The sequence below is a fragment of the Solibacillus sp. FSL R7-0682 genome (assembly GCF_038005985.1).
Classification (GTDB): domain Bacteria; phylum Bacillota; class Bacilli; order Bacillales_A; family Planococcaceae; genus Solibacillus.
Genome location: NZ_JBBOUI010000001.1, coordinates 3,918,628 through 3,941,853 on the forward strand (window position 1 = coordinate 3,918,628; position 23,226 = coordinate 3,941,853).

30 protein-coding genes and 1 riboswitch are annotated in these 23,226 nt (G+C 35.2%); of the genes, 7 read left to right on the plus strand and 23 right to left on the minus strand.

All coding sequences use genetic code 11. The annotated features are described in order from the left end of the window. Window positions 1–39: 39 nt before the first annotated feature. The 10 genes from MKZ17_RS19760 to MKZ17_RS19800 all read right to left on the minus strand — a co-directional run bounded on the left by MKZ17_RS19760 (window position 40) and on the right by MKZ17_RS19800 (window position 7,698). Window positions 40–576, minus strand: a complete 537-nt coding sequence (locus tag MKZ17_RS19760; RefSeq protein WP_340725401.1) for an isoprenylcysteine carboxyl methyltransferase family protein — start codon at window positions 574–576, stop codon at window positions 40–42. Between the two features lies 1 nt (window position 577). Next, window positions 578–1,660: a type III polyketide synthase gene (locus MKZ17_RS19765; RefSeq protein WP_340725588.1), complete on the minus strand. Its 1,083-nt coding sequence runs from the start codon at window positions 1,658–1,660 to the stop codon at window positions 578–580. 373 nt (window positions 1,661–2,033) lie between these two features. Beyond that, the gene (locus MKZ17_RS19770) at window positions 2,034–2,264 is read right to left on the minus strand and encodes a spore protein Tlp (protein WP_340725402.1); all 231 of its coding nucleotides are present in this window, start codon (window positions 2,262–2,264) and stop codon (window positions 2,034–2,036) included. 171 nt (window positions 2,265–2,435) lie between these two features. After that, window positions 2,436–2,801 (minus strand): GNAT family N-acetyltransferase, encoded by a 366-nt coding sequence (locus MKZ17_RS19775; RefSeq protein WP_340725403.1) that lies wholly within the window; start codon window positions 2,799–2,801, stop codon window positions 2,436–2,438. A gap of 23 nt (window positions 2,802–2,824) precedes the next feature. After that, complete coding sequence (locus MKZ17_RS20670) at window positions 2,825–2,965, minus strand: topoisomerase DNA-binding C4 zinc finger domain-containing protein (RefSeq protein WP_350462053.1); 141 nt, start codon at window positions 2,963–2,965, stop codon at window positions 2,825–2,827. A gap of 98 nt (window positions 2,966–3,063) precedes the next feature. After that, complete coding sequence (locus MKZ17_RS19780) at window positions 3,064–3,900, minus strand: zf-HC2 domain-containing protein (protein ID WP_340725404.1); 837 nt, start codon at window positions 3,898–3,900, stop codon at window positions 3,064–3,066. Continuing rightward, window positions 3,887–4,369, minus strand: a complete 483-nt coding sequence (locus MKZ17_RS19785; protein ID WP_340725405.1) for an RNA polymerase sigma factor — start codon at window positions 4,367–4,369, stop codon at window positions 3,887–3,889. The genes MKZ17_RS19780 and MKZ17_RS19785 overlap by 14 nt, the downstream gene beginning before the upstream one ends. A 307-nt stretch (window positions 4,370–4,676) precedes the next feature. Further along, window positions 4,677–5,816, minus strand: coding sequence for a zinc-dependent alcohol dehydrogenase (locus MKZ17_RS19790; protein WP_340725406.1), 1,140 nt, complete (start codon window positions 5,814–5,816; stop codon window positions 4,677–4,679). A gap of 249 nt (window positions 5,817–6,065) precedes the next feature. Further along, window positions 6,066–7,067 (minus strand): VanW family protein, encoded by a 1,002-nt coding sequence (locus MKZ17_RS19795; RefSeq protein ID WP_340725407.1) that lies wholly within the window; start codon window positions 7,065–7,067, stop codon window positions 6,066–6,068. 295 nt (window positions 7,068–7,362) lie between these two features. Further along, entirely contained in the window at window positions 7,363–7,698 is a 336-nt protein-coding gene (locus tag MKZ17_RS19800) for a CotD family spore coat protein (protein ID WP_340725408.1), read from the minus strand. Window positions 7,699–7,892: 194 nt separating this feature from the next. Between MKZ17_RS19800 and MKZ17_RS19805 the strand changes: the two genes are divergently transcribed. From MKZ17_RS19805 to MKZ17_RS19830, 6 genes are all read left to right on the plus strand, one after another. Continuing rightward, window positions 7,893–8,792: a multicopper oxidase family protein gene (locus tag MKZ17_RS19805; RefSeq protein ID WP_340725409.1), complete on the plus strand. Its 900-nt coding sequence runs from the start codon at window positions 7,893–7,895 to the stop codon at window positions 8,790–8,792. A gap of 162 nt (window positions 8,793–8,954) precedes the next feature. Further along, the gene (locus MKZ17_RS19810; protein WP_340725410.1) at window positions 8,955–9,665 is read left to right on the plus strand and encodes a class I SAM-dependent methyltransferase; all 711 of its coding nucleotides are present in this window, start codon (window positions 8,955–8,957) and stop codon (window positions 9,663–9,665) included. A 94-nt stretch (window positions 9,666–9,759) separates the two neighbouring features. After that, complete coding sequence (locus MKZ17_RS19815; protein WP_340725411.1) at window positions 9,760–10,476, plus strand: class I SAM-dependent methyltransferase; 717 nt, start codon at window positions 9,760–9,762, stop codon at window positions 10,474–10,476. 160 nt (window positions 10,477–10,636) lie between these two features. Next, window positions 10,637–11,071 (plus strand): VOC family protein, encoded by a 435-nt coding sequence (locus tag MKZ17_RS19820; protein WP_340725412.1) that lies wholly within the window; start codon window positions 10,637–10,639, stop codon window positions 11,069–11,071. A gap of 304 nt (window positions 11,072–11,375) precedes the next feature. After that, entirely contained in the window at window positions 11,376–11,708 is a 333-nt protein-coding gene (locus MKZ17_RS19825) for a hypothetical protein (protein WP_340725413.1), read from the plus strand. Between the two features lie 148 nt (window positions 11,709–11,856). After that, window positions 11,857–12,429, plus strand: coding sequence for a GNAT family N-acetyltransferase (locus MKZ17_RS19830; protein WP_340725414.1), 573 nt, complete (start codon window positions 11,857–11,859; stop codon window positions 12,427–12,429). Window positions 12,430–12,484: 55 nt separating this feature from the next. Here the strand turns inward: MKZ17_RS19830 and MKZ17_RS19835 are convergent, their stop codons facing one another. The 3 genes from MKZ17_RS19835 to queF all read right to left on the minus strand — a co-directional run bounded on the left by MKZ17_RS19835 (window position 12,485) and on the right by queF (window position 14,323). Beyond that, on the minus strand, window positions 12,485–13,024 hold the full coding sequence (locus MKZ17_RS19835) for a VUT family protein (RefSeq protein WP_340725415.1): 540 nt from the start codon (window positions 13,022–13,024) through the stop codon (window positions 12,485–12,487). A 14-nt stretch (window positions 13,025–13,038) separates the two neighbouring features. Beyond that, the gene (gene queC / locus MKZ17_RS19840) at window positions 13,039–13,698 is read right to left on the minus strand and encodes a 7-cyano-7-deazaguanine synthase QueC (protein ID WP_340725416.1); all 660 of its coding nucleotides are present in this window, start codon (window positions 13,696–13,698) and stop codon (window positions 13,039–13,041) included. 124 nt (window positions 13,699–13,822) lie between these two features. Further along, complete coding sequence (gene queF, locus MKZ17_RS19845; RefSeq protein ID WP_340725417.1) at window positions 13,823–14,323, minus strand: preQ(1) synthase; 501 nt, start codon at window positions 14,321–14,323, stop codon at window positions 13,823–13,825. Between the two features lie 122 nt (window positions 14,324–14,445). Further along, window positions 14,446–14,492: riboswitch (PreQ1 riboswitch) on the minus strand. A 222-nt stretch (window positions 14,493–14,714) separates the two neighbouring features. Between queF and MKZ17_RS19850 the strand changes: the two genes are divergently transcribed. Continuing rightward, on the plus strand, window positions 14,715–15,410 hold the full coding sequence (locus MKZ17_RS19850; protein ID WP_340725418.1) for a metal-binding protein ZinT: 696 nt from the start codon (window positions 14,715–14,717) through the stop codon (window positions 15,408–15,410). A gap of 135 nt (window positions 15,411–15,545) precedes the next feature. On the opposite strand, the gene MKZ17_RS19855 is transcribed toward MKZ17_RS19850, so the two are convergent. From MKZ17_RS19855 to MKZ17_RS19900, 10 genes are all read right to left on the minus strand, one after another. Then, window positions 15,546–16,034 carry a methylated-DNA--[protein]-cysteine S-methyltransferase gene (locus MKZ17_RS19855; protein ID WP_340725419.1) on the minus strand — a complete coding sequence of 163 codons (489 nt, stop codon included), beginning with the start codon at window positions 16,032–16,034 and terminating at the stop codon, window positions 15,546–15,548. After that, on the minus strand, window positions 16,027–16,935 hold the full coding sequence (locus MKZ17_RS19860) for a DNA-3-methyladenine glycosylase 2 (protein WP_340725420.1): 909 nt from the start codon (window positions 16,933–16,935) through the stop codon (window positions 16,027–16,029). Before MKZ17_RS19860 ends, MKZ17_RS19855 begins: the two co-directional genes overlap by 8 nt. After that, window positions 16,916–17,494, minus strand: a complete 579-nt coding sequence (locus tag MKZ17_RS19865) for a bifunctional transcriptional activator/DNA repair enzyme AdaA (protein WP_340725421.1) — start codon at window positions 17,492–17,494, stop codon at window positions 16,916–16,918. The genes MKZ17_RS19860 and MKZ17_RS19865 overlap by 20 nt, the downstream gene beginning before the upstream one ends. A gap of 30 nt (window positions 17,495–17,524) precedes the next feature. Continuing rightward, window positions 17,525–17,863 carry an isocitrate lyase/phosphoenolpyruvate mutase family protein gene (locus MKZ17_RS19870; RefSeq protein WP_340725422.1) on the minus strand — a complete coding sequence of 113 codons (339 nt, stop codon included), beginning with the start codon at window positions 17,861–17,863 and terminating at the stop codon, window positions 17,525–17,527. A gap of 136 nt (window positions 17,864–17,999) precedes the next feature. Further along, window positions 18,000–19,142, minus strand: a complete 1,143-nt coding sequence (locus MKZ17_RS19875; protein WP_340725423.1) for a DHHW family protein — start codon at window positions 19,140–19,142, stop codon at window positions 18,000–18,002. Window positions 19,143–19,153: 11 nt separating this feature from the next. Continuing rightward, window positions 19,154–20,539: an MBOAT family O-acyltransferase gene (locus MKZ17_RS19880; protein ID WP_340725424.1), complete on the minus strand. Its 1,386-nt coding sequence runs from the start codon at window positions 20,537–20,539 to the stop codon at window positions 19,154–19,156. A gap of 3 nt (window positions 20,540–20,542) precedes the next feature. Continuing rightward, window positions 20,543–21,031: a DUF4358 domain-containing protein gene (locus tag MKZ17_RS19885; RefSeq protein WP_340725425.1), complete on the minus strand. Its 489-nt coding sequence runs from the start codon at window positions 21,029–21,031 to the stop codon at window positions 20,543–20,545. Window positions 21,032–21,233: 202 nt separating this feature from the next. Then, a complete protein-coding gene (locus MKZ17_RS19890; protein ID WP_340725426.1) occupies window positions 21,234–21,587 on the minus strand; it encodes a helix-turn-helix domain-containing protein in 354 nt (117 codons plus the stop codon). Window positions 21,588–21,703: 116 nt separating this feature from the next. Then, window positions 21,704–22,645: a hypothetical protein gene (locus tag MKZ17_RS19895; RefSeq protein ID WP_340725427.1), complete on the minus strand. Its 942-nt coding sequence runs from the start codon at window positions 22,643–22,645 to the stop codon at window positions 21,704–21,706. Further along, window positions 22,642–23,199 carry an RNA polymerase sigma factor gene (locus tag MKZ17_RS19900; protein WP_340725428.1) on the minus strand — a complete coding sequence of 186 codons (558 nt, stop codon included), beginning with the start codon at window positions 23,197–23,199 and terminating at the stop codon, window positions 22,642–22,644. The genes MKZ17_RS19895 and MKZ17_RS19900 overlap by 4 nt, the downstream gene beginning before the upstream one ends. Window positions 23,200–23,226: the final 27 nt, after the last annotated feature.

A 23,226-nucleotide genomic window follows, 5' to 3' on the forward strand; every position in this document is an offset into this window, starting at 1 on the left:
GGAGACTAGCCTTATCTTTATGAAAGCTTGTCTACACCTTTAATGAATCGTTTTCCGCTCCATATACAAACTATAGTTCGTTGCTTCTTTTAATGCCCTTTCTTCAGCAGGGATTCGAATTGAAAGAATAATGAAATTTAAAATAGTAAAGCAAATCGTTGTAAAGTATGCCTGAAACATAAGGGGCAATAGCGCAATTTCAAGGCAAACGATTAAATAGTTAGGATGACGTATATAAGCATATGGCCCTCTTGCAACTACATTAGCACCTGGTAAGATTATGATTTTTGTATTCCAAAATGCACCAAGTGATAATAGACACCAAACTCTTGCCAATTGTAATAATAAAAAATCAACAAGTAATATGACATTTGGAGGTTGTATTGATTTAAAATACATCACTTCTACAAGTAGACTAATAAAAAAACTTACATGTAACACTATCATAAAAGGATAATGGGAAGCACCTACTTCATACGCACCTTTTGCAAGCAACGCTTTTTCGTTTCTTTTTGCTATGAGCAACTCTACAAGTCTTTGAATAATAACTAAAGCAAAAACGACATAAAAAAACAAACTACTTCCTCCATTCTAATAACAGTGCTTCACCACTAAATCCTGGTCCTAACGCTACCATTAAGCCATACGTATTGGCTGTATGTTCCTTATGCATAAATTGCTCTAAAACGTACAATACAGTTGGAGAAGACATATTGCCATGAGCTTTTAATATTTCACGTGAAACATTTGTATGTGCCTTCGTTAATTGAAGTGCTTCTTCGTAAGCATTCAATACCTTTTTGCCACCGGGGTGAGCAACAAAATTTCCGATTTGATCAGGTTGTATATTGTATTTACTTAAAAATTCATGAATAAATGGACCAAGCCACGTAGAAATAATTACAGGGATGCTTTTAGAAAACACGACATGTAATCCACCACTTTTCACATTCCAGCCCATTACATTTTCCGAGTTTGGCATCCACTTCGAGCCGCTCCCAAGAATATGTGGCAAATACATAGATTGTTCAAGTTCTACTTTGTCTCCACATACGAGTACACATGCCGCGCCGTCTGCAAATAATGATGTACCTACTAAGTTGCTTTTTGAATAATCATCTTTTTGAAATGTTAAGCTGCAAAGCTCGATACAAACGACTAAAACTTTAGCATGTGGATAAGCTTTACAATAGTCATATGCTCTACTAATACCACCCGCTCCTCCTGCACAGCCTAGTCCCCAAATAGGAATTCGAACAAGCTGATCAGAAAAAGGGAGAATATTCATAACACGTGCATCAATACTCGGTGTGGAAATGCCCGTACTACTAACGAAAATAATGGCGTCAATATCCTCGGTAGAAAGATCATTGGATAAAAATGTGCGGTTCGTCAAGCACCTTTGAATAACTTCCACACTATATTTCGTAGCTAGCTCAATATAAAGCTCATTGCGCTCCTCAAACGTATGATCCTCACGATACCAATCTGGAGGAACACAAAAATTTCGTGTTTCAATTTCACCATTTTCAAAAACTTTTAATAGTCGTTCTAGTTTTGAAATTTTGTGTTGAAAAAGCTCTTTTGTTAATTGTTCAATATTTGACTGAGCCAATGAAAAAGGTGGCGTATAAGTTCCAATAGAAGATATTTTAGGAATATTCATTTCTCCTTACGCTAATTATTTTATTTCAATATATTTAAAAAGTGTAAAAAATATACAAGTAAAAAAAGACTCATTGCTACTGTATTAAATATGACTGTTTTGTATTACGGTTATATTTATTTTATTTATTTCATTCATTACCCACTATTACTAAAAAATAAGCAACCCTTTTAAAAGAGTTACTTAAATGTTTATGTATAGGAAGCCTCATAATAGTAACAACTATTATAAAGGCTAGTTGAGCTCACTTAATTTCATTAGTTAGCTACTTAAATTTCGCAGCAGTTCTCAATTTTTGTGATGAAGAAGAAGAAAAATATCTTCGCTTTACAGGTTTTGGAGTCAGTACTGATGGATGTTCTTTTAATTAATCTTCAAAACTTTTCTTTCGCTCTTTAAATGCTGCCTCATCCCGCATTTGTTGTTCCATTATGTCAATGGAATGTTTACGGCGAGCATTTTTCTCTTCCAAATTTTCGAGTTCCTCAGGTCCCGCGAATTCCTTACTAATTTCCGCTTCCTTTATATTCTCTTTCGTATTATTAATCATCTTCCCAAGACTTAGCGCATTATTGGATTTCTTCTGCTTATCATTCAATTATTTAACCTCCTAATGCATTTTAAAATTGCCTTATTAGTTTGTTATTTTTCGTTTAATTTATACAAAAAACGAATTCCAATGATAGGAATTCGTTAATCATTAATAATTTAGTTTGTAAACAATTTCTCCATCTATCTCTCGACCATCCGCTTTAAAACCAAGCTTTTCTTATAATTTTTTGGCTAAGGAATTATCTGGCTCAAAGCTTAAGTAAACGACACGATGTGTATGATCCTCTTTAATTCGATCAATAAGTTTCTTCATCGCTGCCTTTCCAAAACCTTTGCCCTGATATCTTTTATCTATCATGAATCGGTAAATCCAATATTCATGATCCTCAGCATCGATACAATACATCGCAAACCCTACTAAACTATCCTCATAATATATTGCTATGCAAATACACTCAGGATATGCTTTCGCTTGCGCTAAAGAGAATAGATTCGTTGCGATAAATGTTTTTTGTTCTTCTTCTACTGTTAAATCAATTACTTCAAAAAAATTATGTCTGTCTATTTCTCTAAATTCAATCATGTACTCTCCCTTTCATTTGTAGGTCATAGGAAATTTCTTGATAACTTCATTTTATGGTTGCATTTAGGGTAACTAGAACATCCATAAAATTCACCATATCTCCCCTTCTTTAACGTTAATTGTCCTCCGTGTTTTAAATCCCATTTTATACCACAAAATAACAACTTCCAATATCATTAAGAAAAAACAGCACCACTTCTTAATGTTGGGCGCTGTTGTTAACAGGTTCTTATGTTAATAATGTAACGAGTAGTCTTCATATTTATTCTATCAAGCTTTGCGCATTTCTATTTGTCCTTTTAATGGTCTTCCATAGGATAAACATACACATTGTAATAATTAATGCTACAAAGGCAGGTGTGAAGATTTCTATATATGAAGGTGCATAATGTTTCGTTTGAAAAGCACGCTCTACACTCTGTATATATTCAGGTGTATATTCAAATTGAATTATATAGTCATCACGTTCCATTGCCATTGTAGCAATATCATAGTCCATTGGAATGATTTGTTCCGTATTCAATTGACCATTCCTATACGTGGCAACCGCTTTTTCATAAGGAATCGGATAAATAGCTTTCGGAAATGAATTGACCGGAGATAAAGGCTCTACCTCTGTTGCATCAAATAGCGCTATATAATTGATTTTGTATTGATACTTCTCAGAGAGCTCCTCTAACCCTGCTTGACCGCCCTTAGCCACGCTATTAAAAGCATTTTCCATAATTTCCTTTTGCTCATTTTCAATAAATTGTTGATGCTTAAAATCACTTGTAACTTGTTTCATATCGAAAAATGCTTTACCAAATAATAATAAAACAAAAACAACGCCGATGACCGTCATCCATTCTAATAATTTTGAAATATAGCGGTAAGAATTAAAAACCTTTTTCATTTTCTCAAATGGTCGTTTTTGTTGCATGGACAATTTATTCACTTCTAAATGCTCCTCGCTTAATTCAGTCATCATTTGCTGGTGAACGAAGCGGCAATCTTCACACTGTTCAAGGTGCTCTTTTACATATATGCTACTTGTTTCACTGCACAACTCATCAATATAAATCGGCAGCAAATCCTTTACAATTTCACATTGGTTCATTTTGCTTGCCCTCCTCTAGTAATTTGACCTTTGCTCGATAAAATGTAACCCTAGCCCAATTTTCATTTTTCCCTAACACCTCACCAATTTCTTGAAAACTTAGTCCACCTAAAAGCCTTAGATGTAATACTTCTCTGAAGGGCTCCTTTAATTGATGCATTTTACGGTAAATTTCAATTTTGTCCTCTTGAGCGATTAATAGTTGCTCTATAGAAGGTCCTGATTGTAACGTTACCAATTCCGGTTGCTTCATTTGTTTGTCCACATATTGATAATAGGTGTGCTTTGCAATTTGACAAAGCCAAACGGACATCTTACATGTGCCGTTAAATCGTTCAATCGACTGAATTGCCTTGTAAAATGTATCCTGCGTTAATTCCTCCGCTATGTGTGAATCTCTACATAGGGTCATTAAATATTTGAAGACAAGCTCTGAATATTCCTCATAAATTTCGGTTAACCGCTCCACATCGTCCCTCCTTTCACCTATATATCTAAAAAAATTGTATTTCGTTACAAAAGACTGGAACTTTTTTATGCCACTGCCAAACTTCTATGCTGTTTTATAAGAAATAGCGGTGAAGTAACATATAAGCTCTACAATTCTTTAATTTCTAATGATTCCCTATTTATTATACTAATCTTGTAAAAGGAACCGAGCCCTAAAAGCAGCTTCACTAAAATAGAAAACAAAAAATCCTCCAAAACACTAATTAGTGTTTTGGAGGACTAGTATTTCTCCTATCTTTCGCGCCCCAACTTAATTGGATAGAAAGCTATGGTTTTAATATAAACTTAATACTTTGATCTTCGTGATCGTGAAACATACGGTATGCTTCACTCGCTTCTGACAGCGGCATTTTATGCGTAATGATTTCAGTAGGATCAATCTTCCCTTGCGCAACCATATCATAAAGCATCGGACTGTAATGGATAGCTGGAGCTTGTCCCATTTTCACCGTTACATTGCGCTCGAAAATATTACCTAGAGGGAACATATTGTACATCGAACCGTATACACCCGTCAGCTGAACTGTCCCAAACTTACGCACGGCTTTAATACCAACATTAATAGCACTTAATGTTCCGCCTTGTAACTTCAGCTTCTGCTCTACCTTTTCAAATAGTGACATTTTGCCGTCCATACCTACACAGTCAATCACAACATCTGCGCCGCCCTGTGTAATTTCACGGAGATGTCCGCCTATATCATCAAAATCATCAAAATTAAATATTTCTACATTATTTTTTTTCTTAGCATGCTCCAGGCGATAGGATAGAGGGTCTACTACAAGCACACGTTTTGCGCCCTTCATCCATGCAAACTTTTGAACCATTAAACCGATAGGACCAGAGCCGAGCACAATGACAGTATCTCCCTTTTTGACGCCTGCGTGCTCCACACTCCAGTAAGCAGTTGGTAAGACGTCCGATATAAACAGCAGTGCCTCATCCTCTAACTCACAAGAATCCGGCACTTTAAACGGGATAAAATTCCCATACGGTACACGCATATATTCTGCCTGTCCCCCTGGAAAATTCCCATAGCGCTCTGTATAACCAAAATAAGCACCGGAATCAATTTCCGGATTATTATTGGCGTTATCGCACTGACTTTCCATTTCATTTTGACAGTAGAAGCACTCCCCACAAGATACATTAAAGGGAATCACAACCCGGTCACCCTTTTTTACTTTTGTGACTTCTGGGCCAACCTCTTCAACAATACCCATCGGTTCATGTCCAATCACAAAGTCTTCTTTTGTCGGAATTACTCCACGGTATATATGCAGATCTGAACCACAAATAGCGGTTGAGGTAATTCGGACAATAATATCATCTGGCTTTTCAATTTTTGCATCTGGGACTTCTTTTACTTGCACATCTTTTGCACCTTGATATGTTACTGCTTTCAAACCGATCCCTCCTACTGGCTAAAGTTTAGAATTAAGAATGTAACTTCAATGAAGTCATTCTTTAAGTTAATTACCCTCACTGCAAAAAAATATACCTCCAAGCTTTTTTATCTTTGCAACGACACTCAATAATATGATTAATGGTTCTTTACTGCTCATTTTTAATTCGCTTCATCAAACAGCAAAAAGGACCTAAAACATTGCAAACAATGTTTTAGATCCAATATTTCATCTTTAAATTAATAAAGCTTATCTTTCTTTCAAAATTTTTTCATATTTGGAAGCTGTTCTTACTTCTACTGTAACAAAGTTTTTTCCGTAAATTGCTTTTATTAGGAAAGGGGCATCGCTTGCATTTTGAAATCGGAAATCTAGTCCGCCATAAGAAACCGTTGCATCTCTTTCTTTTGGTACATAACCGACATCTAATGAATGAAAATGACGCTCCACCAATTTTATAGGTACTTGATCAACTGCATTAAATAGCGTAGAAGACGTTTGACAAATCCCTCCCCCAATACCCATGACTAACTTTTTATTGATGATTTCTGGTGCGGGTTGATAGCCGCTCGCCTCATCTCTCGGGCCAACAACCGTATTAAAGGAAAAATAATCGCCACTTCCAACGATGACATTATTGATAGCCTTTGCCGACAATTCAATGTTTTTATTTCTATTAGCGTCCGCAGCATTAAAATACGTTGTATAGGAGCCAACTAATACATCATCTAGATACGGTATATCCTGTGAATCATAGCCACTTTCTGTCACATATATGGGTAGTTCAACATTTCCTCCAATCGCCGACGCAGCAAGAATTTTTTCTACCAATTCACTTTCCTTTAACAAAACCATAGGACTTCCTTTTATAATTTCTCCATTTTCATCTAAACGATCCAGCACCATGCGTTTGTCATATCCAGGGTTATTTTCCGTCCCTCTTGCAAGTTCCTTCGCTAACTTTTTAATATTATTTTTATACGTTTCATAGCCTTCTCCATAACCTAAGTCTTGTGGCGTAAGCGTGTGTAGGATTTCCAATGTATTTGGATCAACAATCGTTATCATTAAAGGACCATTCACTGGCTCCTCCTCTTGCTCGTCAGAAGCCGAATTTTTAATTTCCTTAATTTGTTGTTCCAATTCGACTACTTTTTTCTCTAACGATTTTTCTTTCTCCGATTTCCCCTGACATCCTGCTAATACAATTGCGCATACTATACATAGTAAAGCCATCCAGCTTTTTTTCACTTTTGAACACCTACCTCTAAGGTACTTCTACAAAGAACATCTTATTCTTGTTCACATAGTAATGTGTTTATTTTTAGCCTTTTTATTAATATCTACATATTTGCAAAATAAAACACGCTCCAAAAGTTTTAAATAGTCACTTTCGGGGCGTGCTATTGAACAACATGTTAATTTATGATGCATGACGCAGCCTTTTTTAAGGGAAAGTAAATAATTTCAATTTATATAAGAAGAAGGTGAATGTGAAATAGATCCTGTAAAGAAAAGAAGCATACATCTTTAATCAAACAAACCTCTACCAGTGTCTACGTTTTGAACAACCACATGTGTGTGGTCTAAATGGCGTTCCGCACATTGTATTCGTTTCAAAGCATTCATTTACTACGGATTCAGTATGTGGAAAATAGTGCTGATTATTAATATAGTGTTGATTTACTGTAGTTAAGTGTGATGGATGATAGTGTGGCACAACTGTGTTTGTCACATTCCGTTGAACGAATTGTTGTGTTGGAGATACTTGTGGCTGTGCGAATTGAGTAGGCGCTGTCTGCGTTGGGAGTTCTTGTGCATAATTTGGGAAGTTGGGACCTCTTTCACCATCAAATAATTCAAACCAGTTTCTATTAACCATTAATATCCTCCTTCCTTAATAGTATTGTGTCTTTACTAACGTATGAAGAGGAACCTAGAAGAACTATTTACATGCCTATTATTCACAATAAATTTAACACCAGTTTTATTAAAAATGAAATTGGAATTAATTGAGGAACAGTGTTACAGAATAAGATTCCTTACGAAACATATATTTTTTCAAGGAGGTTTCGTATGGTCATCACACCCGGTATTCAGGATTTACCCTTTGTACTTCAAAAAAATGGGGTGAAATTTTTTACTTTAGTGGCGGAAGAAATTACATGGGAATTAGTGGATGGTATATTTATTAAGGCATGGGGATATAACGGCTCTACACCTGGGCCCACAATTCGTGTATGTCCTGGAGATCACGTATGCATTCGGGTCATTAATCAACTACCTGTTGCTACAAGCGTCCATTGGCATGGCTTAATCGTCCCTAATAATATGGATGGTGTCCCTCCAATTGAACCTTCTCCATTTATTGAACCTGGGCATTATTTTGATTATCATTTTACAATTATTAATCCTCCAGGGACATATATGTACCATTCTCATGTAGATGTTTCTATACAAGATAATGCGGGGCTATTAGGTGGTTTTATTGTCGAAGAACCCGCGAAAAAAAACAAATCTAATTATAAAGATTATCTTTGTTTACTCCAAGAATGGGCGATTGGTGCTTTACCTTGGGGGGATCTACAAAAAGGTACGTACGATTTAACCTTTGTTAAACCCGACTTTAATTTCTTTACAATCAATGGGCGTTGCTACCCTTTAACGGAACCTTTACTCGTAAAATATGGGGATACGGTTCGAATACGTTTTGGTAATATTCAAATGAACCATCACCCTATTCATTTACATGGACATCAATTTAAAGTAGTAGGTGCGGATGGCTTTCCAATTGCCCCACATACGCAAATATATAAAAATACAATACTCGTTGCCTCAGGTGAAACATGGGATATTCGATTCCAAGCCAACAACCCTGGAATTTGGCCAATGCACTGCCATATGCCTCACCATGTTACAAATAATGGCGTAGTTGGTTTAGGTGGTATGTTTACGACATTGAAATATGAAAAATAAATTAAATTTACGCATTTTTAGCCCATTTTTCTTTTTCAAAGATGGGCTATTTATTTATCATCAAAAACTAAACTATCCGCTCACCTAGTTAGCGCATGGTCTCTCATCATAGTATAAGTGAAGGTGTGAACTATACTATCGTTCAAAAGACGAATAAAGAAGGTGGGGGTCCTAATTCAGAATTCTAAGTATCTAGATTTCCTAACAAAACTTGGTATTGGTGGTGCACATCCAGGCGGTATTAATCTAACCAAAGAAATTTTTAAGAAGGAAACTATAAAAAAATCTTCTCGTATTTTAGATGTGGGGTGCGGTACCGGGCAAACGGCAGCTTATTTAGCCTATAAATATGGAGCATATGTAACTGGCATAGATATCAGTCCAATAATGGTGGCAAAAGCCAAAAGACGAATAGAAAAAAAACACCTAGCAGTAAACATCATTCATTGCTCAGTAGAAGAAATCCCACTGCCAGATAGTGATTTTGATTTTGTTATATCTGAATCCGTTCTTTCCTTTGCAAATAAACCAAGAGCACTTAAAGAAATCTTTCGGTTATTAAAAACCGGTGGACGTTTCGTTGCGATTGAACAAACGATTAATTATCCACTAAAGGAAGACGAAGAAACCGAAATAAAAGAATTTTATGGATTTGATTCCCTCTCTACGAAAAAAGATTGGGTTACTTTTTTTAGGGAGGCTGGTTTCGAACATATCCGTATACAAAAAAATACAGCCATACATTCAGTGCCTGATTTCCATTATTCAGAAGATATTGCCCCTGAAATTTATGAGATTATGCAAAAACATTTTGAGTTAATTTTCAAATATCAAGGAAATTTAGGCTATAGAATTTATACGTGCACAAAATAGTTTCACTTAATACGAGTTACGCATAATTTACATTTACCTCAAAGGCACCATGTATTTTTTATTTCATAGAATAAGGATATGAACATTAAAGAAGGTGGTCGCTATTTCGAATTCCAATTACAATTATCTAAATTTTTTAGCGAAGTTTGGTATTGGCGGTGCGCATCCTGGGGGGATTGAATTATCAAAGAAAGTCTTTCAAAAGGAAAGTATTAAAAGATCTACACAAATTTTAGATGTGGGATGTGGCACCGGGCAATCGGCTGCTTATTTAGCGCTAACCTATGGTGCCAACGTTACAGGGATTGATAATAACACCATAATGGTTGAAAAAGCAAAAGAGCGAATGGCAAGTGGACCGTTATCGGTAAAAATTATTGAAGGTTCCATAGAAAATACTTCTTTACTTGACGACCAATTTGATTTAATTATTTCAGAATCTGTTCTCTCTTTTGTAAATAAGCCACGTGCCTTAAAGGAGATTTCTCGATTATTAAAGAGTGGTGGGCGCTTAATAGCCATTGAGCATACACTGAACGAGCATACTATAAACAAAGAAGAGGAAAATGAAATTAAACAGTTTTTTGGCTTTGACGCGCTTTTAAAAGAAAACGATTGGATTTCATTACTCCAACAAGCTGGTTTTCATAACATTGAAGTTGAAAAAGGTATCGTAGTGGATTCAGAGGCAGATTATCATTTCTCAAAGGATATCGATCTGGAATATTATTCCACCATGGAAAAGCTAGCTGAGATAAACGAAAATTATGAAGAAATTTTGAGTTATCGAATTTACTTATGTACGAAATAATTAAGATTTACGAACGAACTAACAGAAGGAAACGACTATAGTTATTAATTGAATGCATAGCAATCACCATTTAAAATGTTGGATATTCAACGCTTTAGGTGGTTTTTGTCTATCCTTTACATTATAATTATCAGGAAAAATATTAAATAGGAGGTAAATTATGTTTAAAGTAGGTAGCATATTTATTCCGGTTACAGATGTTAAAAAATCCTCAGAATGGTATGAAAAATATCTAGGTGCAAAAGAAATTGATAGCTGGGAAGATGGAGCTGGTTTTTATTTACCCACTGGTTCAACGCAATTAGCATTAGTAAAGGTTGAATTTTCTCAGCCCACTGAGTTTTTTATCAACGAAAACAAGAAGAACTCCTACTATAATTTTGTCGTGGATGATATTGAAGCTGCCTATCAACACTTTAATGCCGCCAACATAACAACAACCGAAATTGATGCATATGGTGATATGAAGTTCTTTGACTTTTTCGATTTAGATGGAAATCCATTTAGTGTAGTAAATGAAGTTACGAGTTCTCCCTATCATTCACAACATATAAGACAACTGCAGGAAAATGAGTATAAGGGGGCAGGTTCCTAGAATCACTCGCTAATTTTACGTAATACGAAAATTATAATTATATAATGTAGATAGTTAAAAGAGCGCAATCTATTTATTCTAATTAAATCATGATTATGTAAAGTCATGGTTTTTATTATGCAGTTAATTGGCTAGCATGAATTAGGTATTGGAACTAGCTCAAGCTGGCTAATTCTTGATGTTAAATATCAGTAAGTTTATGAACCAATAAATACCATTATAAAAAGAAGGATTACTAATAACCTCCAAAGAATATACAATATAGGAAATTTTTAATTCATAATAAAAAACTTGGAGGTCACAAATGAAACAAACATCATCCATTTTTGCAGCACTTATTTTAGCATTAGGTATTATTACGAGTATACCACATCCATCTTCTGCTACAACTACTCAATCCGATATTGTCGAAATGCAAGTACAGTCTAAAAAGGTAGTTGAAACGGTGTATTATGAAGGTATCATCTCATTCCCACCAAAAACAATTTACTACAATAAGGGCGGATGGACAGGTACATTAAATTTAGGTTTTTCTAGATTTGACCATGATAGGAATCAAACAGTATCTCAATATTCAGGTATTGTTAGTTGTACCGGGAATTGTTATTTACCAACTAGCTTAACTGACATAAAATAATTTAATTTTTGAGCCACTAGCAGATTTTCTTCCGCTTCTGGCTTTTTTTCTTAAACAAGTAGAAACGCTTTTTTAAAAGTTTTATTTTTTAATATAGAAGAACATAAAAGCTATAGTAACATAACAAAAAATGAGGAGCTGTTCTATTATGAATTTCGATAAAGAGAATTATAAGATTTACACAGATAGATTGGAATTAAGACTTTTTAACAAGCAAGATGCAGAAATGGTAAAAGAACTTTGTAATAATATTAATATTTACAGAACTACACTTTACATACCATATCCTTATACGTTAAACGACGCATTAGTATGGATAGAACGCCATAAGAAAAATTTTGATGAAGATCGCTCCTATGAATTGGCGATCACAGATAAAGAAAATGGCGATTTATTAGGCGCAATTTCATTATCTAATAACCGGCAGTTTAATAATGGAGAAATCGCATATTGGATCGGTGAAAAATACTGGGGTAAAGGTTACGGTACAGAAGCTGCAAAAGCAATCATCGATTTTGCATTTAAAGAAAAGAAATTACATAAAGTATTCGCACGTTATTTTAAATCAAATCCAGCCTCAGGTAAAATAATGAAAAAAATTGGTATGAAACAAGAAGGTTTATTAAAAGATCAAGTAATAAAAGATGGAAAATATGAAGATCTGTTTTATTATGGCATTATTAATCCAGAAGAAGTGGATGAAGAATTAACAAGTAGATAAATCAAATGACCAGGAGAAGGTGGTAACATCCCTTCTCACTGGTTTATATTCAAAACTACACTTCTGTTAGTCGTTTTTCCTTTATTGCTAGTCCTTGACTTAAAATTAAAGCACCTAACAGTTGAACGACCGTTTTTACAACTACTTGGCCTACAATAGCAGCCGGTACAGCTGCCCACGGTAAAAAACCTGCGCCAAGGGGACTCAACCCAACGATGACAAAAATAACAGAATCAAAAAGACCACCAACAATTCCACTGTAGAAAACACGCCAAGCCATTGGGAGCTTCAAACGTGTGTAAATTTCTGTATCGGCTGTTTCAGCAATAACAAATGATAACGCAGATGCCGCAACAATCATTAAAGTATCGCCTAATAAAAATGAAGCCGTTCCTGATAAAAATAGTGCTAAGAAAATAAAGAAATAGGTTTTTTTTCGGCCATATTTATTTTGTACAAGGTCCCGAAAAATAAAGGTTGCTCCAACAAAAAATGTACCCATAGGAACGATAAACATACCAAACTCTAACGGTGCAAACCTTGCTGTTACGACGTTGGCAACAACAATGGATAATAAATAAAATACTATTCTCATAATTTTTCTCCTTTTTAAAACTTCCTTTTCTCGATTAAATAATCCTCAAGCCCTTTTTTTCGTAACTTACATGCTGGGCATTCACCACAACCATCTGCGATTATACCGTTATAGCAAGTAAGAGTTCTTTCTCTCACAAATTCAAATACGCCAAGTTGGTCTGCTAGCCCCCATGTTTGTGCTTTGTTAATCCACATTAATGGCGTATGAATGACAAAGGAATAATCCATTGATAAATTTAATGTGACATTCATTGATTTAATAAAAATGTCACGACAGTCAGGGTATCCGCTAAAATCTGTTTCACAGACACCTGTTACGATATGCTTTGCGCTCACTTGACTTGCTAAAACACCTGCAAAGGAGAGAAAAAGTAGATTATGCCCAGGAACAAATGTCGTTGGTAGCGCATCACTATCCCCTTCTTCAACCTTTATTTCTTCCCGAGTTAAAGCATTCGGGGTAAGCTGATTCAGTAAGGACATATCAAGTATGTGATGATTAATCCCCAGTTCTTTTGCAATTTCTTTGGCACATTCAATTTCAAGCAGATGTCGTTGACCATAATCAAAGGTCACAGCCTCCACTTCTGCAAAACGTTCCATTGCCCAAAATAAACAAGTTGTACTGTCTTGCCCTCCGCTAAATACAACGAGTGCTTTCTCTTGTATCATTTACATTCTCCTTCATCGAGAAAAAAACAGCATTCTAAGAGAAATGCTGTTTTTCATCTTAGTTTTTTTAAGAGGGTCGCTAATAACCTCTTCCTTACCAACAAGGATTTATTCTATTTCTCTTCTATCGGTTATCGATTTTTTCAGGATTTAAATCATGATTCATTAAACGATAATTGGCGATTTCTTCGTATTTAGTTCCCGGTCTTCCATAGTTACACCATGGATCAATTGAGATTCCCCCACGCGGAGTAAATTTCCCCCATACCTCGATGTATCTTGGGTCTAAAAGTTTGATTAAATCATCCATAATAATATTCACGCAGTCTTCATGGAAGTCTCCGTGGTTTCTAAAACTAAATAAATAAAGCTTTAATGATTTACTTTCAACTATTTTTTTATCCGGAATGTACGAAATATACATCGTTGCAAAATCCGGTTGTTGCGTAATCGGACATAAACTCGTAAACTCTGGACAGTTAAATTTCACGAAGTAATCCCGATTTGAATGTAGATTGTCCACTGACTCTAATACTTCAGGTGAATAATTAAATGCATACTGCACTTTTTGATTCCCTAATAATGTTAAATCTTCTAATCCTTCAGTAGGCTTGCGGCCAGACATAAAAAAACCCCCTTGAAAAGTAATACCATTTTTTTCAAGGAGAGGGCTCTGACATTATCTATACAACTACATACAGGATGAAAAAAAGCCATGTCCATATATGGACATGGCGTATTCGTCACGTATCCATAGTTTTTTATAGAGGGTATCAGCTATGAACCTCTCCTGAGAAGTTTCAGGTATTTTATCTTAAAACATAATATATTACATGGAGATAAATGTCAAACCGCTATATTCGGAATAAATATCACTATTACCATGACCATCCGCGGTAAGCTAATAAAACCTGCTCTTTTATAAATAGTAATCATTACTATTTATGTTGACAGCACACAAAATGTCATTTATAATTTCAAAACGTAACGATTACTATTTGAGGAGGTTAATAATATTGAAGAAAACAGCAAAGTGGATAACTATTTTAGCCGTTAGTTCGCTGCTAGCAGCGTGCCAAGAAAACAACACAGCAATGAAAGAGGATGTAAGTGAAACCGTGGTGACAGAAAGCACAAAAGATGTTCATGTCCATACAAATTTAACGAATGAGCAAAAAAAGATTTACGACGGTTATTTTGATGATGCACAAGTTAAAGATCGTAAGCTTTCAGATTGGGCCGGAGACTGGCAATCTGTTTATCCTTACTTATTAGATGGCTCTTTAGATGAGGTTTTTGAACATAAAGCGTCCCTTAATACGGAGAAAACAGCTGAAGCTTATAAGGAATATTATGAAGTTGGATACAAAACATCGGTGGAACGTATTGTCATCGAGGGCAATCATGTAACATTTTATGATCATGGGCACGGACATACTGGAGAGTACTTATATGACGGCTACGAGATTCTTACGTATACAAAAGGAAACCGTGGTGTACGCTATATTTTTAAGCTAAATGGGAATGGCGAGGGGTTACCAAAATATATTCAATTTAGTGATCATAACATCTCTCCAAAAAAGGTAGACCATTATCACATTTATATGGGAGATGACCGTAACCAACTGTTAGAGGAAATGGATAACTGGCCAACATTTTATTTTTCACACCTAGATGGTCATACAATTGCCCATGAAATGATCGCACATTAGTTACTACAATTTTTCTTTGGAAACTATGTTAAACCTTTTTAAACCACCTAAACCATTATTAAATCAATGTTTAGGTGGTTCCTTGATTAAACTCATTTATTTATGACAGTTCCCAATTTTACATCAATAACTCATTTACAGATTATTCTTGATAATCGCTTTTTCATGCTGAAGCAGCCATTCCTTTCTCCATAGCCCGCCTGCATAACCTGTTAATTTTCCTGAAGAGCCAATAATCCGATGGCATGGAATGACTATACTTAATTTATTTTTACTATTTGCATTCCCTACCGCTCTAATCGCATTTTCATTTCCAATTAAACTCGCTATATCCTTATATGATGCTATTTTAGCGTAAGGAATTTTTTCTAAAGCGTTCCATACTGATTTTTGAAAGGGGGTTCCTTCAAATTCATATGGAAACGTAAATTGTTTCCGATGACCATTAAAATATTCATTAAGTTGGTTGTAGCATTCTATTAAAACCATAGGGGTTTCCATCATCTGTAAATTTTCTATTTCACCCTCTTCACAAAACATAATAGAACGAATTACTTTAGTGCTACCTATAATTTCTATCGTTCCAATCGGTGATCTATAATATAGTGTATAACTTCTAGTCATATAATGACCTCCAAAGATAAAAGGTAGCATACGCTTGCCACCCTTCCCATTTAGCTGAATATTCCTCTAGCTCTTCAATAGTAGGCTTCTCGTTAAGATTTAATACTCTCTTTACAGCATTATGCAGTCCGACATCCGCTTTTGGAAAAGCCGAAGTTTTATGCAAGCATTTCATCATCACATAATCTGTTGTCCAAGCACCCACGCCTCTTAACAACATTAATGATTTTCGAATTTGATCCTCATCTTTTACTTGAAGTAATAACTCCTTTGTTAAGGATCCGCTCTCCATTTCCTTTGCAATGCCTATAATATATTCCGCCTTCCTCGTCGTAAATTGAAGTTGCTTTAACTCCTCTACATCTAGGGAAGCTATTTTATTAAAGGTTGGGAACAACCAATGTCTTTCTCCTTCGACATCCACCCATTCTCCATATTGTTCAACAAATCTTTTCTTTAATGTGTACGCAAATGTTAAATTAATTTGTTGGCCCAATATTGCCCAAACTAGTGCTTCAAATAAATCTGGAATACATATAATCCGTAAGCCCCTATATTTATTGGCAAGTGTCTTTAACACTGCATCATTATTAGCCAATTGGTAAAATAAATATAAATCTTGATTTAAATCAAACCACTCCCAAATATAGTTCCCTACAAGCTGACGGTTAAGAATATCTGGAGTCCCTAAAGGAAATTCTACTTTTAAGTAATTATCAATATAATCTACTTTACATAAAGTGAGCGCATCATTTAAATTTATTACTTTATATATAGTCTCATCTTTAACTTTATGAAGTACTTCTTGGTTGGACCTACACAAAAAAATTAAACACTCGTTGAAATTAAAGTCCTTTGGAGGAAAAATCTTTATATAAGATTCATAGTCGATCCACTTCATGTTGGAATCCCTTTCTATATTCGCTAGGTGTACAGTTAGTTAAATTGCGGAATACTTTATAAAAATTTGAAGGACTTTGGAAGCCTACTTCATAGCAAATCTCTATGTTTGTCAACTTAGTGCTTTTAAGAAGATACGTTGCTTTATCTACCCGTATTTTTTCTAAATACGTACGTGGTGTTTCAGCAGTTTCCTGTTTAAATAAACGCTCTAAATAGTAAGGGCTTAAGCCAACGTTTTCTGCTATATCTTTTAACAACAACTGTTGTTTATAATGGGTAACTAAAAAAGCGACGATACTTTTGACAATTTCAATATGTGGAGAATGTTCAACTTCTGGCTGACATCTTTTACACGGACGAAAACCAGCTGCTTCTACAGCCTGAATATCTTTATAAAATGTTACATTTATTTTTTTAGGTTTTCTTGATCTGCAGGAAGGGCGACAGTATATTTTCGTTGTTTTCACAGCAGTAAAAAATAAACCATCATACTTATGATCGCAGGCCATGATTTTATCCCACATCTCTTCAAAAGAGAGATTAATATTATTGATCATATCAGCTCCACTATCCTTTCTACCCTCCAACTAACACTCATATAAACAGGACGTATCCATAAATGATAGTAATTCAGCTGCCCTCTTTTCAATAAAAGCCATGACTTCATCAGATAAGGCATTTCCAAAACCAAATCTTCTCACGCCTATTTCTTTAAGCTTATTACAATTGGTTAGACCTGGTAAAGATAATACATTGATTGGTGCATTTACATTCATTGTAATTTCATTAATATCTTCAAATTCCTTCATCCCTGGAACAAATATTCCACTAGCAACGTGTTCTACATATACTTTTGCCCGTTCGATTGTTTCAATTAAATCATATAAAATCCTCCTAATGTTTGATGGACTCATTTTAACAAGCAATTGCCTTGGATTTCGTCCTCATTCTTGCTTTTATGGTCTGTCCTTAAAATAAAAAAAGTGAAGCAATATCTGCTTCACTTTTCATAGTCTATACTTATTATTAATTCAAGTTTAAATTCATCTAACAAATGCTTTTTTAGTTATTCAGCTTTAATAATGATGCTTCATCAACGAAGGTAGCAGTATTAAATAAATATAAAACATTCTTCAGTGCATTCTCAGACATATACTCAGCAATACTCCCATTATAATACCGTATGTCAATCACGTGGATTTCGGATACGTGATTTGTAAGGAATGGGATTACATTATGGGCATAGGAGTCTTTAATAATGAGCAACTTTTCCTGTTCAATGTGCTGTGCATCAAGATCGGATTTAATCGTCATCAACGCATGTACGCCGCCTAGAAAATAGGAGTATTGATCCTTCTTCTGAAGAAAGCTTTCATCATACATATTTGTCAACCTTTCATTCGTATCCGCGATGAATAGTTCGGTTGCTACTTGCTCATGGGGAAGGTAAGCTTCAATCGTATCTGGAGATAATCCTTGAAACTGACTTCTTGTATGATAGCTACCAAGAAACGAATTACTCACCTCTCGAATCAAAAATTCCCGTTGAGAAAGAGGCTGCCACCCCTTTTTCTCCGCATATGCAACATATGCCAAATAAGCTCCGTATGTCGTCCAGTGATGATCGGTACGATAGTAGATGGATTCCGAAACATGGGGCCGAAGAAAATTAAAGCCGTCCAAATATGTTACCTCTTTCTTTAGTTGATCACCAATATAATTATTTACCTTTTCTTGCGAATACGAAGGGGCAAGCCATGGCAAGCGCTCGGGATAAAGTCCTACTGATGTAGGTGCCAACATTAATGTCATGTCTACATCAGGATGATTCCCAGAAAATACATTTAATGCTTCTATATATTCCTGTAACTTTTCATAATTAGGCTGTAAAAACTTTTCAAATAAGTATTCGGCTTCCCCTTTGTAAATACCATTATTTTCTTGCTGTAGTCGAGCTTGTTCACTCACGGACTTTGCCCATAGCCATTTATTTCGGAAAGGAAAGTGATCCGTTACATAATTCTCAGCTTCTTCTGCATATTTTGAGGACAGTACATTTTCTAGCGTTAGCTTTGGTGGACGTTGTAAATATCTGTTTTCTAGCTCAGAAAAACGTTGGTGTGGCAAAAGAAAAAATAACATCGACAAAAGAAACAATGTCCCAACAAACAAAATGACTAATAGTTGCTCAGCTTTCTTCTTCAAGTTTTCACCCCTTAGAAACGGAAATATAAAAACGGATTAAACGTTGCGTCTACTAAATAGGCAACCGCAAGAAGGAAGAGAAAGCCGTACCATACTAGATGAAGCAGCGACAATTCACTCGTTCTTGCCCATTGCTTCTTCGGTAAAGAGACGATAACTAATACAAACAACAAAACTGCGTTCGTATAAAAAAAGTATCCGGTTTCAGTATTCCATAGTGGTTGATCATTGAAGCCCGCCATAGCACTTAAATAAGCCACGATTAAAGACGGTGTTTCAAAAGCGAACAATACCCAGCCTACTAAAATTAGAATAATCGCATATACATGTCGAACCCAGCGTGGCAAGGCAGACAATAGCTTTAATCCCCACCACTTTTCAATCATGAGGATAATACCAAAATACAGCCCCCATAAAATGAAATTCCAGCTTGCTCCATGCCAAAATCCTGTCAGCAGCCAGACAATCAAAATGTTCCGTGCTTGTTTGAGTAACCCATGCCGGTTGCCTCCAAGCGGAATATAAACATACTCCCTGAACCAGCTACCAAGCGAAATATGCCATCTCCTCCAAAAATCGGTTATGCTCTGGGAAGTATACGGCTTATTGAAATTTTCATTAAACCGAAAACCGAACATAAGCCCAAGACCAATCGCCATATCAGAATAGCCGCTAAAGTCAAAATAAATCTGGAAGGCAAACGCAATGATTCCCAGCCAAGCGGTTAACATAGGCAATGACCCTGGGTGGGAGCTCGAAATGCTATCCCAAAGCAAACCGATATTATTTGCAAGTAGCACCTTTTTCGCCAGACCGATCGTAAACCTTCTAATTCCTTCTGCGAATAGCTCTATACTTTCTGACCGATTATGAAGCTGTTCTGCAATCGTATTATATTTCACGATTGGACCTGCAACTAATTGAGGAAACAACGCCACATATGCCCCAAAGTCAATCCAGTTTCGCTGCGCCCTCGCTGTCCCCCTATATACATCTATAATATAAGACATCGACTGGAACGTATAAAAGGATATTCCGATAGGCAATGGAAGCTCCGTTAAAGGAATATCCAGACCGAACAATGCATTTATATTTTGAATAAGAAAATCAGCATATTTAAAGTAAGATAACAGTGTCAGGCTGAAGACAATAGATACTGCAACAATGCACTTTCGTTTAAAATTACTTAATTTAGGTTTATCCAGCAGCAGCCCGAAAAAGTAATCCGCAAGGGTCGACACGAGCATAATGACAATATAAACAGGTTCTCCCCATGCATAGAAAATAAGACTTGTACTAAATAAAATTAAATTTCGTATCCGCCGTGGCGAACAATAGTAAAGAATGAATACAGCCGGCAGGAACAAAAATAGAAAGAGTAGACCGCTAAAAACCATTGTTTATTGTTGTTTAAAGAAACTATCGTATACTTTTACAAGTTCGTCTGCCTCTTCTGAAATGACAAACAATACATAGTTGCCTTTCGTAACTAGCTTATAGTTTTTCGCATTTTCAAATTGGTCTGGAAGATATGTTTCAAATTGCTTTTTCACCATTTCCGCTCGTTGTTTTACCGCTTCTTCCACTTCTGATATATCTTCTGTATTTCTCACTTTCAAAATAGCAATTTCATTTGTCTTCACATTCATCATGGGTATTCTAATCGCATATTCTTCAAACTTTTCAGGATCTATATTATAAATGTCCTTCACCTGCTCTGCAGGTAATTCCATTAGTGCTGGTTGCTCCACTTTCTCTAGCATCTCCTCAACCATTTCATTTGGAGTTAACTTTGGTTCTACCGGCGCTGTTGTGTCATCTTTTGAACAACCTGCCATTAGTAATCCCCCTATAATTGTTGCTATAAATAACAGCTGTAGCTTTTTCATTGATATGTGTGCTCCTTTTCAAATTAGATTTCAAACAAGTAGACGTGAGTAGTTTAGTTTAGTTACAAAAATTATTCCAAAAAAACAAAAAATTATTTTCATTCTCTTATTTTGAACAGAATACAGCTTCAAAATACATTAAAAAAGCAGTCTATTTCATGCATAGACTGCTCAATGGTTATCCTGGTTTGGTTTATATTTATTATTCAAATCGTACATTATTTGAATACATTCTAATCTTTTCCCAATTCAAAATTTGAATATGGTCTCCTGCCCGATGAATGCTACCTTCTTCACTCCATTGCTTTAAAATGCGATTCAGGTGTCTCTTTGTTGTACCTATTAGAGAAGCTACTTCATCTAATTTATTTGAAGTAATGTATTCGCTGTTTCCGTTGGTAGACTCAATTGTACAATAATAAGCAGCTAATCTAACTGAAACAGGGGATAATGCATTTACTCTTGAAGAAAAATTGTACTTCGTCATGGCTTCAATGAGTTCTGGGCTTGGAAGATTTCCTGCTTCCGAATTCTTCGAGGCTTTGACAATCATCATCAAAATTTACTCCTTGAATTTGTATGGTATATTCTTGTAAACGAACCAACTCTCAAAATCAAACCTGATAAAAATTCTATAGAATTAATGAAGAATCCTTCTAATACCCTCTTCCACTATCGAGCTTTTACTTCCATTACCTTATGGCTTGATTGATATACGATATGGACATTTTCGATAATCGCTGTATCATCATAAGCTAAAGATGCCTCAATTTCTAAAGTATCATTATCTTTCCAAGAGATATTCATGACAGAATTATAATTTTCATGATCAGTTCGAATCCAAGTATCTAACCCTTTTTGTGCTCCATAGTTTACTCTTGCTGATTCGATAATTTCCGGACTTATTTTACCCTCTTCTACATTAATAATTTGCACGAACTCACTTTTATTAGAACTTGTAACTATTGCAATTAACTGCTTATTTGGTGAAGCAACAATGTCTGTTATATACATAGAAGGTGAAGAAAAACTAAAAAACTCTTCAAGTTTATCATCTTTAATTTTCCAAAGAACATTTTGGCTACCATAATCGGAATAATTATTAAATAACGTAAATACTATACTGCCATCTTTTAATTTCGTAAGCATCGGACTTTGATACGTTTTCGTTAAAAGATCTAGCGCAAAAGTTGCTGCATCGGCAATCTTTTCATTTTCACTTTTTAAAAATGGCTGAATTTCTTTTATTGCTTGTTCTCTCAACTTTTCATCATTAAAGGTTTCAATTAATCGATTAATTGCAATATACACATATTCATTATTGTCACTTTTTAATGCTTCAAGAAATTTTTTTGCTTCAAATTTAGGTGTAGGCATTAACTCCAGACTTTCTGCTGTTAAATAACGTATATAGGGTTCTGTATTTTGGTCTTTATAATACGCGGCTGCCAGTAAAATTGTAGAGGTTGAACAATACAGGACAAGACACGCCACTAAAACTACCCATTTTTTGGAGCGCTTTTTTTTCTGTTTTTCTCCGCCACTAGTTAAAGCAGCCGCAACTAGATCTTCATCAATTAAACCGAGCTCCTTATATAATTCTTTCTTATTCATAGATTAATTCCCTCTTTTTCTAAATAAATTCGAAGCTTTTTTCTCGTCCGAAACAATATAGATTTCACTTTACTATTACTTATATTAAATCTACTAGATAGTCTTTCTATTGAATCTGAATACCAATATCTTAAAATAAATAAGTTTCTTGCTTGTTCGTCAATTCTATAGAGAAATTGATTGATTAGGTTAGCGATTTCACCAGATTCATATTGACCCTCGACTGTCATTGGAGATGCTAAACATTCTTCGAGTTCATTTAATATTCGTTCAAACTCATGATTACGTTTTTTAGCAGTGTTATAGCCGAATTTATCTAGCGCAATATTACGTGTAATACTTCCAAGAAATACAGAGAACTTCCTCGGTATATGAGGTGGTATTGCGTTCCAAGTTGCAAAATATGTATCATTTTCACATTCTTCAACATCTGAATAATCGGACAGTATATTTCTTGCTATGACTTTACAATAGGCCCCGTATTTTTTTTTCGTCTCCTCGATAGCTTGTTGCGAACGATTTAAATATAATTGAATAATTTTTTGATCGTCCATTTGATTATCTCCTTTATATACATAATT

What these genes read in the sequence shown, in the direction of transcription:
- MKZ17_RS19775 (WP_340725403.1), bottom strand. Translation starts at nt 2,801, where the DNA reads ATGATTGAATTTAGAGAAATAGACAGACATAATTTTTTTGAAGTAATT.
- MKZ17_RS19780 (WP_340725404.1), bottom strand. Translation starts at nt 3,900, where the DNA reads ATGAACCAATGTGAAATTGTAAAGGATTTGCTGCCGATTTATATTGAT.
- MKZ17_RS19800 (WP_340725408.1), bottom strand. Translation starts at nt 7,698, where the DNA reads ATGGTTAATAGAAACTGGTTTGAATTATTTGATGGTGAAAGAGGTCCC.
- MKZ17_RS19805 (WP_340725409.1), top strand. Translation starts at nt 7,893, where the DNA reads ATGGTCATCACACCCGGTATTCAGGATTTACCCTTTGTACTTCAAAAA.
- MKZ17_RS19820 (WP_340725412.1), top strand. Translation starts at nt 10,637, where the DNA reads ATGTTTAAAGTAGGTAGCATATTTATTCCGGTTACAGATGTTAAAAAA.
- MKZ17_RS19825 (WP_340725413.1), top strand. Translation starts at nt 11,376, where the DNA reads ATGAAACAAACATCATCCATTTTTGCAGCACTTATTTTAGCATTAGGT.
- MKZ17_RS19830 (WP_340725414.1), top strand. Translation starts at nt 11,857, where the DNA reads ATGAATTTCGATAAAGAGAATTATAAGATTTACACAGATAGATTGGAA.
- MKZ17_RS19835 (WP_340725415.1), bottom strand. Translation starts at nt 13,024, where the DNA reads ATGAGAATAGTATTTTATTTATTATCCATTGTTGTTGCCAACGTCGTA.
- queC (WP_340725416.1), bottom strand. Translation starts at nt 13,698, where the DNA reads ATGATACAAGAGAAAGCACTCGTTGTATTTAGCGGAGGGCAAGACAGT.
- queF (WP_340725417.1), bottom strand. Translation starts at nt 14,323, where the DNA reads ATGTCTGGCCGCAAGCCTACTGAAGGATTAGAAGATTTAACATTATTA.
- MKZ17_RS19855 (WP_340725419.1), bottom strand. Translation starts at nt 16,034, where the DNA reads ATGACTAGAAGTTATACACTATATTATAGATCACCGATTGGAACGATA.
- MKZ17_RS19860 (WP_340725420.1), bottom strand. Translation starts at nt 16,935, where the DNA reads ATGAAGTGGATCGACTATGAATCTTATATAAAGATTTTTCCTCCAAAG.
- MKZ17_RS19865 (WP_340725421.1), bottom strand. Translation starts at nt 17,494, where the DNA reads ATGATCAATAATATTAATCTCTCTTTTGAAGAGATGTGGGATAAAATC.
- MKZ17_RS19880 (WP_340725424.1), bottom strand. Translation starts at nt 20,539, where the DNA reads ATGGTTTTTAGCGGTCTACTCTTTCTATTTTTGTTCCTGCCGGCTGTA.
- MKZ17_RS19885 (WP_340725425.1), bottom strand. Translation starts at nt 21,031, where the DNA reads ATGAAAAAGCTACAGCTGTTATTTATAGCAACAATTATAGGGGGATTA.
- MKZ17_RS19890 (WP_340725426.1), bottom strand. Translation starts at nt 21,587, where the DNA reads ATGATGATTGTCAAAGCCTCGAAGAATTCGGAAGCAGGAAATCTTCCA.
- MKZ17_RS19895 (WP_340725427.1), bottom strand. Translation starts at nt 22,645, where the DNA reads ATGAATAAGAAAGAATTATATAAGGAGCTCGGTTTAATTGATGAAGAT.
- MKZ17_RS19900 (WP_340725428.1), bottom strand. Translation starts at nt 23,199, where the DNA reads ATGGACGATCAAAAAATTATTCAATTATATTTAAATCGTTCGCAACAA.